This window comes from Stenotrophomonas sp. C9D9 (assembly GCF_056491205.1).
The window spans coordinates 669,294-682,053 of the sequence record NZ_JBSZIF010000006.1 but is presented as its reverse complement, the minus strand read 5'-3'; the positions used below and the strand labels follow the sequence as shown (position 1 = coordinate 682,053).

General features: G+C 62.6%; 16 protein-coding genes. 12 read left to right on the top strand and 4 right to left on the bottom strand.

Annotated elements, in window-relative coordinates; translation table 11 throughout:
- Nucleotides 1-93: 93 nt before the first annotated feature.
- Entirely contained in the window at nucleotides 94-387 is a 294-nt protein-coding gene (locus tag ACXI0D_RS18705) for a hypothetical protein (RefSeq protein ID WP_032127324.1), read from the top strand.
- A gap of 16 nt (nucleotides 388-403) precedes the next feature.
- Here the strand turns inward: ACXI0D_RS18705 and ACXI0D_RS18700 are convergent, their stop codons facing one another.
- On the bottom strand, nucleotides 404-889 hold the full coding sequence (locus ACXI0D_RS18700) for a TspO/MBR family protein (protein WP_049445281.1): 486 nt from the start codon (nucleotides 887-889) through the stop codon (nucleotides 404-406).
- A gap of 71 nt (nucleotides 890-960) precedes the next feature.
- Nucleotides 961-3,156 (bottom strand): AsmA family protein, encoded by a 2,196-nt coding sequence (locus ACXI0D_RS18695; RefSeq protein WP_479642961.1) that lies wholly within the window; start codon nucleotides 3,154-3,156, stop codon nucleotides 961-963.
- 133 nt (nucleotides 3,157-3,289) lie between these two features.
- Here ACXI0D_RS18695 and ACXI0D_RS18690 point away from each other — a divergent pair, with 133 nt between their 5' ends.
- Nucleotides 3,290-3,769: a GNAT family N-acetyltransferase gene (locus ACXI0D_RS18690; protein ID WP_458219982.1), complete on the top strand. Its 480-nt coding sequence runs from the start codon at nucleotides 3,290-3,292 to the stop codon at nucleotides 3,767-3,769.
- A gap of 71 nt (nucleotides 3,770-3,840) precedes the next feature.
- A complete protein-coding gene (locus ACXI0D_RS18685) occupies nucleotides 3,841-5,157 on the top strand; it encodes a glycoside hydrolase family 2 (protein ID WP_479642960.1) in 1,317 nt (438 codons plus the stop codon).
- 69 nt (nucleotides 5,158-5,226) lie between these two features.
- Here the strand turns inward: ACXI0D_RS18685 and ACXI0D_RS18680 are convergent, their stop codons facing one another.
- The gene (locus tag ACXI0D_RS18680) at nucleotides 5,227-5,676 is read right to left on the bottom strand and encodes a DUF3693 domain-containing protein (RefSeq protein WP_479642959.1); all 450 of its coding nucleotides are present in this window, start codon (nucleotides 5,674-5,676) and stop codon (nucleotides 5,227-5,229) included.
- A 298-nt stretch (nucleotides 5,677-5,974) separates the two neighbouring features.
- Between ACXI0D_RS18680 and ACXI0D_RS18675 the strand changes: the two genes are divergently transcribed.
- The 9 genes from ACXI0D_RS18675 to ACXI0D_RS18635 all read left to right on the top strand — a co-directional run bounded on the left by ACXI0D_RS18675 (nucleotide 5,975) and on the right by ACXI0D_RS18635 (nucleotide 12,149).
- Nucleotides 5,975-6,139, top strand: coding sequence for a hypothetical protein (locus tag ACXI0D_RS18675; RefSeq protein ID WP_479642958.1), 165 nt, complete (start codon nucleotides 5,975-5,977; stop codon nucleotides 6,137-6,139).
- Between the two features lie 258 nt (nucleotides 6,140-6,397).
- Nucleotides 6,398-7,276, top strand: a complete 879-nt coding sequence (locus tag ACXI0D_RS18670) for a rolling circle replication-associated protein (RefSeq protein WP_479643107.1) — start codon at nucleotides 6,398-6,400, stop codon at nucleotides 7,274-7,276.
- A complete protein-coding gene (locus tag ACXI0D_RS18665) occupies nucleotides 7,273-7,563 on the top strand; it encodes a single-stranded DNA-binding protein (protein ID WP_479642957.1) in 291 nt (96 codons plus the stop codon). The genes ACXI0D_RS18670 and ACXI0D_RS18665 overlap by 4 nt, the downstream gene beginning before the upstream one ends.
- Nucleotides 7,564-7,804: 241 nt before the next feature.
- Entirely contained in the window at nucleotides 7,805-8,044 is a 240-nt protein-coding gene (locus tag ACXI0D_RS18660) for a hypothetical protein (protein ID WP_479642956.1), read from the top strand.
- A gap of 1,123 nt (nucleotides 8,045-9,167) precedes the next feature.
- A complete protein-coding gene (locus ACXI0D_RS18655; protein ID WP_479642955.1) occupies nucleotides 9,168-9,572 on the top strand; it encodes a virulence factor TspB C-terminal domain-related protein in 405 nt (134 codons plus the stop codon).
- Nucleotides 9,572-9,892 (top strand): DUF2523 family protein, encoded by a 321-nt coding sequence (locus ACXI0D_RS18650; protein WP_479642954.1) that lies wholly within the window; start codon nucleotides 9,572-9,574, stop codon nucleotides 9,890-9,892. Before ACXI0D_RS18655 ends, ACXI0D_RS18650 begins: the two co-directional genes overlap by 1 nt.
- Nucleotides 9,889-11,076 carry a zonular occludens toxin domain-containing protein gene (locus ACXI0D_RS18645; RefSeq protein ID WP_479642953.1) on the top strand — a complete coding sequence of 396 codons (1,188 nt, stop codon included), beginning with the start codon at nucleotides 9,889-9,891 and terminating at the stop codon, nucleotides 11,074-11,076. The genes ACXI0D_RS18650 and ACXI0D_RS18645 overlap by 4 nt, the downstream gene beginning before the upstream one ends.
- The gene (locus ACXI0D_RS18640; protein ID WP_479642952.1) at nucleotides 11,073-11,714 is read left to right on the top strand and encodes a TraX family protein; all 642 of its coding nucleotides are present in this window, start codon (nucleotides 11,073-11,075) and stop codon (nucleotides 11,712-11,714) included. The genes ACXI0D_RS18645 and ACXI0D_RS18640 overlap by 4 nt, the downstream gene beginning before the upstream one ends.
- Nucleotides 11,715-11,723: 9 nt before the next feature.
- A complete protein-coding gene (locus ACXI0D_RS18635; protein ID WP_479642951.1) occupies nucleotides 11,724-12,149 on the top strand; it encodes a hypothetical protein in 426 nt (141 codons plus the stop codon).
- Nucleotides 12,150-12,185: 36 nt separating this feature from the next.
- Here the strand turns inward: ACXI0D_RS18635 and ACXI0D_RS18630 are convergent, their stop codons facing one another.
- The gene (locus tag ACXI0D_RS18630; RefSeq protein WP_479642950.1) at nucleotides 12,186-12,557 is read right to left on the bottom strand and encodes a DUF3653 domain-containing protein; all 372 of its coding nucleotides are present in this window, start codon (nucleotides 12,555-12,557) and stop codon (nucleotides 12,186-12,188) included.
- Nucleotides 12,558-12,760 lie beyond the last annotated feature (203 nt).

Sequence of the window (12,760 nt, the reverse complement as noted above, 5' to 3'; positions counted from 1 at the left end):
CTTGCATGTTTCGCGAAAGGTACATGTGCGCTGCACGCGCGCTCGACACCGACTTGCCTAGGGTGAACGCACATTCCTGAGTGACCACGTCCCGTGAACCTGCAGACCTTGCCTTCAACGCCATACCGCATGCTTGCCGACAGCTGCCAATTCGAGTTGCTGGATGTGGATGCCCTGCAGGATCCGGCCAGTGGGCGCCTGCTCCACCTGTACTCGCTGGTTGCGCGCTGCCTGTGCTGCGAAACGGTGTTCAAGGCGGAAGAGGGGCAGGGACTGGTCAGCCATACCGCCGCACGCGTGGTGCGATGCCCCACGGGTTGTGGCCAGCAGGCGTTCAAGCCGGCGTTGCTGCGTGCATGGCAGCCGCAGCGCGTCGCACAGGCCTGAGAGCACTGACACTGGGTCACAGCAACCCGGGATTGGCGCGCCACACCGCGAAGTTCAGCGCCGAGGCGAACGATATCCAGGCCAGGTAAGGCAGCAGCATCACCGCCGCGCCGCGATGGATGCGGGCGAAGGCAACGATCGTTGCGCAGACCAGGGTGATCAATACAAGAATGTCGACGAAGGCCAGCGCGCCCAGCTTCCAGCCGAAGAACAGCCAGCTCCAGAGGGCGTTGACGGCCAGCTGCACCAGATAGAGCGCCAAGGCCGGCTGTGCGTTGCGCCAGCCGCGTTCGCGCCAGACCAGCCACGCCGCAATGGCCATCATCGCGTAGAGCAGGCTCCACACCGGGCCAAACACGGTGGCAGGCGGTGCCCAGGCGGGCAAGGCGAGGGTGGCGTAGAAGCTGGCGGCGGATGTCGATGCCCACGCGCCGACTGCCGCCGCCGCAAAAGTGACCACACCCCATCCCAGAAGGCCCATAACCTGTGAACGCCGCTTCATTCCGTGCCGCTCCGTCCTGCGTTTACACGCTCATACGAACGGAAGCGGCAAATGGATGCAGCCCGGGGCGATCAGTCTGAAGAACCCGCGGCGCTTCCACTTTCGCCAGCCGGCAACAGCGAAGGGCGCTGATCGAACCATTCCCGCGCCTTGGCCAGATGCCACTGGCGCTGTTCGCCATCAAGCTCGATGCCCGCGCCCAGCAGCCCCCAACGCAGGTAGAGATCACCACGCTTGCGCTGCTCCAGCAGATCCAGCCGCGCACGTACCGACAGGCGATCATTCTCGGCCCGCAGGCCGTCGATCAGCAGATGACCTGGGCGCCAGCGCAACGTGGCCTGTGCATCGACCTGGCCGGAGTCGAGCAGCGACAGCGTCCAGCGCGGATAGTCGGTGCGCCTGGCGAACACCGCCAGCAAGGGGCGTGCATCGCTCAGGGTCAGATCGGTGGTGGCGTCCACCTGGAACGGGGACTGCGCGTCGATGCGGCCCCGCTTGAACACGGCACGGCCTTTCCACACGCTGCTGGAATCGGTGCCCGCCACCTGCACATTGCGCAGCTCCACGGTGGTGCCGGACAGATCGAAATGGCGCTGGTTGAAGTCGCCGCGGCGAAGCGTCGCATTCACGTCGACATCGCCGCCCATGTCCAGGCCCGCTACCTTGGCGCTGGCATTGCGGCCCAGCAGCCGCGCGGTGCCGTGGCCGACGCGGCCATCGGTGTCGAGCGTGGCGTCGCCGCTGAGGCTGCCGGTGCCCCGCAGCAGGCGCACCTGTTGGGAGCCAAGGTAGCGGTTGTAGGCGGCCAGGTCCGGGATGGTCGCTTGGCTGAAGCGCAACCGCGCACGAACGCCCTTGCGCAGTTCCTGCAGGCGGCCATCGCCGGTGAGGTCCACGGCCAGGTCACGCCCGTCGAACAGCCGCACATCCTTCGCATCGCTGGGCCGCGCGGTGAAGCGAGGCAACCGGATCGCCAGCTGTGCCTGGTTGGGGCTGCCGGCCTTCAGCTCGCCATGCGCGCTGGCGGTACCGGCCAGACGCACGCCGGCCACTTCGGCCACCGCCGCGGCGGAGGGAATGTCCACGGTGCTGCCTTCCATCAGTTCGCCATTGCGCAGGCGCAGATCGGCCTTCAGGGTGCCGCCGCCGTCGAGTTGCAGCCATGGTTTGCGCACGAACAGGGCAGGGATCCAGTTGAGCGAGGTGAAGGCCCATTCGCCACGCACGGTACCGGAGCTGCGTTCCAGCAGCTGGGCAGGGTGCTGGAACGGAATCTCGCGCCCGGTGATGAGCAGGTCGGCATCGATGCCGGCGGCCGAATCCGGGCGTGGCGGCAGGCGGGCCTGCAGGCGCAGGTCGTTGGCCACATTGAGCTGCAGGGCCAGCACGCCGCGATTGGGCGCGCCATCGCCGAGGAAGAGCGGCACCTGCCAGAGCGCGTGGTCACCGGGTTGCAGCTGGCCGTCGATCATGTGAACTGCCAGTTGCAGGCGGCCGGGCACTGGCGAGCTGGAGATGCGCGGCGTCTGCGCATCCGTATCCATGCGCAGGCCCTGGCTGCGCGCATCCACCTCCAGTTGCGCATGCAGCAGCTTCAACTTGGCCAGGCCGGGCGCCTGGTCGCGATAGTGGCGCGGATAGCTGAAGCGCGCGGTCAGATCCATGTCGCCCAGCAGCTGCACGCCGTCATAGCTGGTGTCCGCCTTACTGAACGAGACCTCGGAATCGAACAGTTCGGACGGACCGCCGCGAAGCTGCTTGAGGAACCCAACCGTGCCCCGGCCCTTGCCGATGATCAGCAGCTTGCCGAGCCGGGCACTGCGAATGCTGTCGCTGTGGATGGCGTCGAAACGCAGGGTCCAGCCCTGGTCGCTGCGCGGGGGCGACGGAATGGCGTCCTCAACGCGACTGATCTCGGCCGACACGCCAGTGGCCTGCAATCGGGGAACCCGCACTTCGCGGCTAATCAGGGGCAGGACTGCCAGGCGGGCGCTGGCACGCTCGGCGTGCAGTACGTAGACGGTGTGGTTGACGTGGCCGCGCATATGCACGTTCCAGGCAATGACGTGGCCCGGCAGCAGCGTGATGGCCGGGCCGGTCGTCATCACGAACTTGTGCGGCTTGCGGTTGGTGACCTGGTCGAACAGCGGGGTGTTGAGGAAGATGTTGCCGGCCAGCAGGTAGAGAACGTACACGCCCAGCAGGATGTAGCCAGCGACGCGCCATCGGCGGAGCCGGTGCGGGATGCGCGCGGAAGTAGGGGGCATGTACTGCTCTAAGGGCCGGAATTCACTCAACTATTGCCGAACCGATGGCGGTGGCGCGTGAAGCGGGTAGGGGACGCTTGCTGGATTCTGCTAGTGTCCGCCTTGCCCACTACGCCGATCCGTGAGGAATCGCATGGATATCCGAGCTGCCACCGCCGGTGACTTCGACGCCATGTGGGCGATTTTCAAGGCGGCCATTGCGGCGGAGGATGCGCTCCCGTTCGCCGGCACCTTCGAGGCCGGCACCTTTCGGAGCCACTGGTTCGGAGTGCAGGCGGCCTTTGTGGCCGTTCTGGAAGGGCGCGTGGTCGGAATGTACAAGATGGGCGCCAACTACCCGGACCTGGGGGCGCATGTGGCCAGCGCCACCTACGTGGTCGATCCGCTGACGCAAGGGCGTGGCATCGGCCGGGCGCTGGTGGAAGACAGCCTGGTCCGGGCCAGATCGGAGGGGTTCCTGGCCATGCAGTTCAATTACGTGGTCAGCACCAATGCGCCAGCGGTTGAGCTATACCGGAAGCTGGGCTTTGCCGTGGTCGGGACGCTGCCGGCGGCGTTCCGGCATCGGTCGCTGGGATTGGTTGATGTGTATGTGATGCACCGGTTCCTGTAGGACCAGGTGGGGCAGGGGCGGCCTGCCCGTGCAGCAAGAATCCTTGGCGACTCCATTGCAGAGGACCCGTAATGACTGCGGCAACCAGATTCCCGTTCCTTGCACCATCGGGGCAACGCACGTTCGTCATCGGCATCCTGGTGCTCACCTTGGTGGCTTGGATATGCATCGCCGCCGTCCTTGCCATCGGCGGTCGGCCTGATCCATCCAGGCTCCGCGCTGTGGCACCCCTGATTGACGGGCCATGGAAATTTCATGTCGGTGACGATCCGCGCTGGGCGGGTGTCTCAGTGGATGATTCGTCCTGGGAAACACTCAACCTGAGTGCGCCGGCCAGCAGCATCGACGGCGACGTGGGGCTGCCCAACTATGTCGGCGGATGGATGGCACACGGTCACGCCGGGTACCAGGGATATGCCTGGTACCGGCGCTCGCTTGTGATTCCAGAGGGCGACCGCGTATGGGACATCCTCGGGCCTACCGCCGTGGAGGATGGCTACGAGCTGTACTGGAACGGCAAGCGCCTGGGCGGCTCAGGCAGGCTAGGGGAGTCGCCTCGTGTCGTGGGTACGCGACCGATGATCTTTTCGTTGCCCGCCGATGCGGCAGGCACGCAGGGCGTGATCGCCATAAGAGTACTCATGCAGCCCGGCAGTGCTTCCGGCTCTGCGAGCGGCGGCATCCACGTGGCCCCGACACTTGCTCCGCAGTCAGAAAGCCGTGAGCTGTATCGCGTGCAATGGTGGCGTACCGTCGCGGGCTACATTGTTGAAGTGGTCGAGCCGCTTGCGATGGCCATGGTGATCGTGTTGGCGCTGTCGCTAAGGCCGCTCAGCAGCCACCAGTCGTTCATCGCCTTCGTTTGCGTCGCGCTTCTGCTCTCTGCCGTGAAGCGGCTCGATAACGCGATCGTCTCCTGGACGGATCTGCTCAGCCTTCCTGCCTACACCTGGTTGAACAATGTGCTGTGGATGCCGCTCAGCCTGGCGGCATGGGCGCTGGCGTGGAATCGCTGGGTGCTGCCACCTTCGCGGGCGATCGATGCTGGCGCCCTTGTTCTGGCGGCGCTGGGGGTTGCGGGAGGCATTATGGGGGTTGTCTGGGCCACTCAGGTCTTTCGCCTCGGCACACTCGCGCTGCTCGTGCTTGTTGCCGCGCGGATAGCCCGCAATGGGCCAATGCGCGGCATGGCGCTGACCGTGATGTTGGTGATTACCGTATCGCAGTACACGGGTGAACTCGGTTCGCTGGGGGTTCCAACGATCTGGTTCCCGTTCGGGATTGGCGTGACGCTGACCCAGTATGTGTACGGAATCGCGATCCCGTTGCTGGCGGTGTTGATCGTGCGGACGGTCACGACGGCTAAAGCAGTTCCAGGGAATCGGTAGTGAAACGGATGCCGGTGACAGAGGCCAGCGGTGTGGCCACATTGATTACGCGGGTCGGCCAGATTCCGGTCAGGGTCCATGACCAGAGCAGGAGCTCAGGGGCTGGGCGGGGGTCGTGTCGGCCCTCAGTGCGAAGAACATAATATACATACCGCCGTTGTCGGCAGCGCTAACCGCCTGAATTTGGGCGGTTTTTGCGTTTGCGAGACCTGGCATCGACAACGCCACCAACGCGACGACCGCAGCCGCCGCGCTTAGCCTGTCCAGCATCAGCTTCCACAGGGTGCGCTCAGTCGCCGACTGAGCTTTTTCCGCGTGGATCATGGCGATCCACATCGGGCCATCAAGCTTCGCCAGCGCGCAAATCTGCGCAATTCGTTCATCTGACAGCGGCTTGCTGCCGCGCCGCGCCTGCCAGAGCAGCTGCCTATTTACGCCCAGCCGTTCCGCCAAAGCGTTGTCGGACGGGAGTCCCGTGCGTTCCCGGGCAAGGTCCAGCATTTCGTCAATGGCACTCATGTAATCCTCGAGCTTGACAGACTGTGTAGCGATTAGGTTACATCGCCTCCGTGAAGCCGTGGCTTCACACCCGCCACCGGCACCCCAAGGCTGTTGGCGGGCTCCCTTGGGGCGGGGCTTGGGGACGGGGTAGGGCAATGGATGCGCTTATCGGGGTCGTTCTTGCTGGCTGCATTGCGGCCGTTTCCTTCGGGCTGGCGCTGATTCCGCGCCGCCTGTCTGTCGCACTGGCTGCGACACGATCCAACCCAGCCGCTGAGGCTGCGGTTATCGCCCAGGCATTGGCTGAGGTGCGCCAATGATCCCGGCCGCGCCCACCTTCATCACTGCGCCGGTCATCCACGTGGCAGGTGATCCGCTCGAGCTGTTCATGCGCATCAACCTGATCGCATTCGGCGTGTTCGTTCTCTGCGCCTGCGTCGTCATGTGGATTGCCGACGACTGCGAGGGTGGCCGTGGGTGAATTCGAACACTTCGCCGCAATCGGGGTCGGCTTCATTCTTGCCTGTGCCTTCGGGGCATGGCTGAACGTCAACGAGAGGCGCAAGAAATGAGCGCCGTCCAGCACCTGCAATGCGCCTTCTGCGGAAACGTCGCCACGTATTTATTCAAGGGCGGGTGCTGCTTTGAGTGCACCGAGTCCGACGGTCGCATCGAAATCCCACCTACTCCTGTTGACCCGCGCTCGCCAGAGTTGCGGGCATTCGACCTGTCCGTGGCTATGGACAGGGCAGGGCAGCGCAGCGTGGAAATCGCCAATGAGGACATGCGCCGTGCGCAGCGCGCTTCTGGCACGTCCTTGCAGGAGTATTTCCGTGTCGGGGAACTGCTTAAGGGCGACGGCCGCGCAGCGGCCGACGCCCTTGGGCTTGTCTATTACAAAACAAGTGACACGCCGGTCCGTCTTGGCCGGGTCACCATCGAAATTGATCCCCTTCTTGCGAAGGCGCAGCGGCTGCGAAAGTCCGTCATCACTGGAGCACGGCTTCATGACCAAGAGGCGCAAAAAGGTTCGCGCCGTGGCGCGTGGTATTTCCTCACGCTCACCTACCGAGAGGGAAGCGATAGCAGCCCTCGTGACGTTAGCGAGCTACTTAAGCGCATGCGCGGCTTCTTCAATCGAACTCGAGATAGGCGAGAACGGTGGAAAGGTGAAGTGTTCCGTTACGTATGGGTCGGTGAACTCACTCAGCGCCTTCGGCCCCATTACCACGTGATGGTTTGGGTGCCGAAGGGCATGTATTTCGGCAAGGTCGACCAGCGTGGCTGGTGGCCGCATGGTTCCAGCCAGATCGAAAAGGCCCGCAACTGCGTTGGCTATCTCGCCAAGTACGCGAGCAAATTTACAAGCGTCGTAGCAGGCGCATTCCCGAAAGGTTTTCGCACCAGCGGCGTCGGCGGTCTCAACGATGAGTCCAGGCGCGAACTGCGTTGGTGGAAAGCACCGAAAGAGGCCCGCGAGGCGCTCGGCGGTGACGCAGATATCCGCAAAACCAAAGGCGGATGGTTCGACAAGGCTACCGGGGTGTTCTGGCCGTCCCCGTGGAAAGTCACTTTTGCATTCGGCCGGACAATCGCTTGGAAGGTGATCCCACTATGAAAGTTGAAGTCATGACCGATCAGGTCGAAACCCGTTCGTTCCCGGCCCGGGAGGGCAAGGCCGCAGTGCACTTCCGTGAGCAGAAAGCAGCGATCCTGCGCCCGGGGGATTTCTCGCTTCCGTTCAAGCTGACGCTTGACGATGACCAGCAGCCCTACAAGCCGGGCACGTACGAGTTGTGCCCGTCGTCGCTGGAGAGCAACAAGTATGGCGGCCTCGATTTCGGCCGTCGCATCCGCCTCCTGACTCCTTCCCCGGCTCCCGGCCCGGCCGCATCGAAGGCCTAAGCCATGTCCGATCCGGCACCGCTCTACGTGGTCGGTTGTGCTGCTGAGAACGTGCAGCAGGACGGCACCTGTTCGGTGCCGGTTTGGATGCCATACCACCAGCCAGTTCTTCCACCCCTGGACTTGGCTGATGGAACCCTTGTCGCGTTCGCCATCGTGGGTGCGTGGGCAATCGGGTTAAAAGCGCGTCTCGCATTTCGCGCGGCTCGCCTAGGGGTCTACTGAAATGACGAGGAAAACCATGGAACTGATGAACAACCTGCGCCGCATCGGCGCTTCCGTCCCGGCCAAGGTCACCGCCGGTGTCGCCACCCTGATGGCGTCTGGCGCCGCCCTCGCGTCCGGTGGTTCGTCTCCGGGTGCGGCCATCGCAACGGCCATCAGCGGCGGTGACGCCGACATGAAGCTGATCATCGGCGCGTGCGCCGTGCTGCTCGGCATCTTGGTCGTGTGGGCGTACACCAAGCGGGCCGCGAAGTAACGTCGCGCAGGGTTGAGTAGGGGGCGCACGGAAACGTTCGCCCCCTTTTTCTTGGGAGAAAGATCATGGGTTACTTCGTCATCGTTGCAATCTGTGGCGCGGCGTGGCTCGCTTTTGAGGGTCTGTGATGGCTGCCTATCGGAATGCATGGATTGCGTTGCTCATTGTGTTGCTCGGTGCCTGCGCGCTGTATTCATCGCCAGCGAGCGCACAGGCCTATCGATGCAAGGATCCGAACAACAGGGTTTGCAATGAAGGTGAGGCGAACACCGAGGCATGGAGGTATGCACGTTCGCTGCTGGGTGGTAGCTACAGTCCGACCCTTTACGAGGCCTGTGTTCGCCCGGTTGTAAAGGCGTTCGCGGGATACATTGCCGCTGCGGGCAAGTGCAACGCCAATGGCTGGACTAGCGGCATGGATACCTTTTACTACGGCAAGACCTGTGGAGAAGAGGCTTCATATACGGGCGTTGGACCATGGGCGAGTGTTGGTGGCTCCGCTAAGAGCGGTAGCCTCGGCTGTCGCAACGGGTGCGACGGTGTGTGGGGTCAGAACGCGGACTCGACATTCAACTGGACTCCGCTTGGGAGCGTCTGCCCAGAAGATCAAAAAAAGAACTGCGATGCTATGGGTTCCGGGTACTACTGGAATGCTGTACTGAACGTCTGTGAGCCTCCGAACAGCGAGTGCCCGAAAGGTGGAAAGCCAAATTCTTTAGGGCAGTGCCAGCCGGAGCCATGCCCTGATGGCATGGGCCAGCAACCCGATGGAACATGCAAAAAGAAGAGCAATGAGTGTCCCGCGGGCATGGTTCGCAGTCCGTTGGGAAGCTGCATTCCCGGCGACGGCCAGTGCGCTAAGAACGAAGTTCGCGGCCCAGACGGAACGTGCAAGCGGGATTCGGACGGTGATGGCGAGCCGGACCCCCAGGGGAAGGATGATCCAGAGACGTTCAGTGGAGGTGATTCGTGCAGTGCGCCCCCATCCTGTAGCGGATCGCCAATCATGTGTGGTCAGGCGCGAATTCAATGGCGCATTGATTGCAATACGCGAAAGAATCGGAACATTGCAGGCGGCCTTTGCAGTGCCATGCCCGTCTGCACTGGCGAAAATTGTGACGCCATGGAGTACAGCCAGTTACTGATGCAGTGGCGTTCTGCATGCGCACTGGACAAGCTCGCTAGCGCTAAGCCAGAGGCCCCCGCTGGGAAAGGCGATGCCAACGGCAATGGCGTTGCTGATGTGCTTGAAGGGCAGGGTACGCCAGCCAGTACCGGTGATGTCGCGGCTGACGTTGCCAGCGCAAAGAACTGGGGAATAGGGCTTTCCACTGACAGACTGGACACCAGCAACATGTTCGGTGGTGGCGGAAGCTGCCCGGAGCCTCCGTCGATCACCATCATGGGGAAGACAGTCTCCGCTGGTGACATGCCGTACTTCTGCAAAGTCGCCGCGATCTTGCGTGCGCTGATCTTGATGTTTGGCGCCTATACCGCAATTCGAATTCTCATGGGAGCATCCTTCTAATGGGTATGGTCTGGGACTGGATCACGGGCGGCGTCACTCATTTATTGGGAAAGACGCGCGATGTTGCGGCAGGCCTTGTTGGCAAGGCGCTTGCAACCTTCGGCCTCACTACGGTTACGTTCAACGCCCTGTTGCCGAAGTTGAAAGATTTCGTCATGCAGTTCATTGGAGGAATTGATGGACCTGCTTGGCAGATGCTGTCCTACTTGGGCGTTGGCATTACGTTCTCCATGATCTTCTCCGCGCTCACGGTTCGCTTGGCGTGGAAGGTATTCATCGTGCCTAAGTCCGTTGCTGATCAGCTCGGAGGCGGCTCATGATCTACTGGTACACGGGCCAGCCTGGGCACGGAAAAACGCTCCACGCAATCGAGCGGCTGCTTGAATTCAAGGATGAAGGGCGCATCGTCTACGCCTGCAATATTCGCGAGTTCGACTACGCAAAGACTGGCGTTTTGGAGATGACGCCTGAACAGTTCCGTGACTGGCCCAGCTTCCTTCCTGATGGTGCCGTTGCGTTGGTCGATGAGGCATACGAGCACGGCATGCTTCCCAAACGTGCGCCCGGGGCCAAGGTGCCCCATCACGTTGAGCAACTGGCGAAGCATCGGCACCGTGGCTTGGACTTCATTTTTGTCAGCCAATCTCCCGACAAGCAGTGCGATCAGTTCGTGCATGACCTGATTGAGCGGCATATTCACGTCCGCCGTAGGTTCGGCACTAAGTTCGTCCACCTTCGTGAGTTCGACCGGTTTGAGTCCAGCGCCGAGAAGGCTACGCCGCTGGTCATACGTCGTAAGAAGCTGCCAAAGCGCCCCATGGGGACGTACAAGTCCACTGAGCTTGATACGACGCAGCGCCGCATCCCCTGGTACGTGATTGCATTGCCCGTGTTGATTGCACTCGGCATCTTCATGCTCTATCAGGCGTTCTGGCGCATCGACAAACGCGGGGTCAACGCGGACGGCTCTCATCTGCCTACTCCTAATGGCGCGACTGTGCCGCGCGACGGAGCGTCAGCGACGGCGGGCGGCTCAGGTGGCGCCCGTGCCCATCAACCGTTGAAAGAATATGTCGATGGCTACCTGCCACGCGTGCCGTCGCAGCCGTGGAGCGCTCCTGTCTACGACGATAAGCTAAGCCTTCCAAGTGAGCCGCCCCGGCTCTTCTGCATGTCTTCATTGGGCGGAGAGAACGGTCTTGGTCAGCACGATGAGCCGAGTTGCAACTGCGTAACGGAGCAGGGCACGCGCTACGACCTTGATGACCCCACGTGTCGATACATTTCGAGGCGCGGCCAGTACGAGCCTTATCTACCTCGTAGGGAGGACCGATTCGTTGATGCACAGACGCAGATGAATCGCGCAATGCGGGAGATCAACGAGCGGGAGATTCAGGGTGCCACCATCAGCCGTGGTCAGCGTGCGATGGGGAGCTTTCCCGAGTCGCCGCCCATACCGACCAGCACTTACATGACGACTCCGACGGGGGAGAATCGGCTATGACCAGCGGAGGGCGCGAACTGCTGAAATGGCTCGCTCTGGTGCTGATGACCGGCGACCACGTGTTGAAGGTTTTCGGGCTTGGCTACGTGCCTGTCGTATCTGAGCTGGGCCGGGTGGCGTTTCCTGTGTTCGCCCTGGTGATGGCCTACAACCTCGCCCAGCCCGGTGCCGACACGGCGAAGTCCGCGCGACGTTTGCTGCTATGGGGTGTCGTTGCGACTCCGGTCGCCATGTTGGCATTCGGCGAATGGTTGCCATTGAACGTACTGCTGACATTCGCAGCAGCAGCCGGCGTCGCTTGGGCAATCGAACGGCGGCAGTGGGTGATAGTGATCCTGCTCGCTGTTCTGGCTCCAACGGTTCTGGACTACGCGTGGCCCGGCGTCTGGCTCGTTCTGGCGGGTTGGTGGTGGTACCGAGGGCAGGGCAGGCATCCGTGGCCGGTGTGGCTCTGCATGGGCCTGCTCTGCCTATACAACGGCAACGCCTGGGCATTGCTAGCCATTCCAGCGCTCCGCCTCGGCTATCTCAACGTGCCGGTTCCGCGCTCTGGCAGGCTGTTCTATGGCTATTACGTGGGACATTTGGCGCTGCTGGGCGCCGTGGTAGCCTGCGCAGGGATTGGCATAGCTACTTAGGGGTGGGGTATGGATATCCGTGTTGTTTTTTGTGTTGTGCTGCTGGCGCTGTCGCCAGCCGCCACCGCGCAGCTTCAGTCAGCAGTGGGGCCGAAACCAAAGCCATTGGCTGCTGCACCCAAGGCTGCTCATAACTCAATGTCTAAGACCACTACGCCCTTCAACTGTCAGGAATTGGCGTGGCCGAACCACCCCCACCCAGGCATGAAGGCGTACTGCGAGCGCCTTGAGGCCCGCACGCTTTCCGATGAGGCGCATCGTGCCGGCCGCCCCGGACCTTCCGACAGCGTGATCGGCCTTCCATCTCTTGGCTCCGAAGCTTCCAAGCGCTCCGGGTTTGCCTGCGTCGGAGGCCAAGCTTTCCGCAAGCTCTCTAACGGCTGGGCGCAGGTTTCGTCGCCTGCCGGTGGCTGGCAGCGCTGCCGGGAGCAATGATCCGGGGTGTAGGGGCGGCGCCCCTACGGAAGCGCCTCACACGCGCTGGCGGCGTTTCGGCCCCGGTACCGGCAGGACACCTGCAGGTGGCTCGGCGTCGGGACCGGCGATCACCACTGCAGACCGCTTCTTGCGGTTGGCCATCAGGGTGCTTAGGGTGACCACTTCGGCGGTTACTGCAGCAAATGCACCTTGCGAAAGCCTTGTCCTGCAACGTTTTCGGGATTTCGATTCTGCAGACTTGCCGCTGAGTTCGCCCATCATCCGGCGCCATTCCTGCGCTTGCGCAGCAGTGAGCGACAGCCAGGCCAGATCCTGCGGTTCCAGTTCGCGACCTTCGGGTGTGACCAGCCGACCAGCCTTAAACGAAAAACCGGCCCAAGGGCCGGTTAGGTTCCGATCACGCACAATCAGGCTCCATGCCGCAGTGGGATCAGGGGGCGAGGCAAGCGGCGTGCCAGCCAGCCCCGCAGGAGCTTGAACATAATATACATTATGCGAAATGTCGTATCCGCCGAATCTGGGCCTTTGTTGGCTCCGCGTGGCAATGGCTGGGCCTCTGGCTCGGCTCTTGCCTGCGTCCTCAGTCCCCGGCCAAGGATGAGATCGCG

Excerpts from the sequence above, each read along its gene's own strand:
- ACXI0D_RS18645 (WP_479642953.1), top strand. The coding sequence starts at position 9,889 with ATGATCTACTGGTACACGGGCCAGCCTGGGCACGGAAAAACGCTCCAC.
- ACXI0D_RS18655 (WP_479642955.1), top strand. The coding sequence starts at position 9,168 with ATGGAGTACAGCCAGTTACTGATGCAGTGGCGTTCTGCATGCGCACTG.
- ACXI0D_RS18640 (WP_479642952.1), top strand. The coding sequence starts at position 11,073 with ATGACCAGCGGAGGGCGCGAACTGCTGAAATGGCTCGCTCTGGTGCTG.
- ACXI0D_RS18635 (WP_479642951.1), top strand. The coding sequence starts at position 11,724 with ATGGATATCCGTGTTGTTTTTTGTGTTGTGCTGCTGGCGCTGTCGCCA.
- ACXI0D_RS18660 (WP_479642956.1), top strand. The coding sequence starts at position 7,805 with ATGGAACTGATGAACAACCTGCGCCGCATCGGCGCTTCCGTCCCGGCC.
- ACXI0D_RS18670 (WP_479643107.1), top strand. The coding sequence starts at position 6,398 with ATGGACAGGGCAGGGCAGCGCAGCGTGGAAATCGCCAATGAGGACATG.
- ACXI0D_RS18650 (WP_479642954.1), top strand. The coding sequence starts at position 9,572 with ATGGGTATGGTCTGGGACTGGATCACGGGCGGCGTCACTCATTTATTG.
- ACXI0D_RS18695 (WP_479642961.1), bottom strand. The coding sequence starts at position 3,156 with ATGCCCCCTACTTCCGCGCGCATCCCGCACCGGCTCCGCCGATGGCGC.
- ACXI0D_RS18680 (WP_479642959.1), bottom strand. The coding sequence starts at position 5,676 with ATGAGTGCCATTGACGAAATGCTGGACCTTGCCCGGGAACGCACGGGA.
- ACXI0D_RS18665 (WP_479642957.1), top strand. The coding sequence starts at position 7,273 with ATGAAAGTTGAAGTCATGACCGATCAGGTCGAAACCCGTTCGTTCCCG.
- ACXI0D_RS18690 (WP_458219982.1), top strand. The coding sequence starts at position 3,290 with ATGGATATCCGAGCTGCCACCGCCGGTGACTTCGACGCCATGTGGGCG.
- ACXI0D_RS18700 (WP_049445281.1), bottom strand. The coding sequence starts at position 889 with ATGAAGCGGCGTTCACAGGTTATGGGCCTTCTGGGATGGGGTGTGGTC.
- ACXI0D_RS18685 (WP_479642960.1), top strand. The coding sequence starts at position 3,841 with ATGACTGCGGCAACCAGATTCCCGTTCCTTGCACCATCGGGGCAACGC.
- ACXI0D_RS18675 (WP_479642958.1), top strand. The coding sequence starts at position 5,975 with ATGATCCCGGCCGCGCCCACCTTCATCACTGCGCCGGTCATCCACGTG.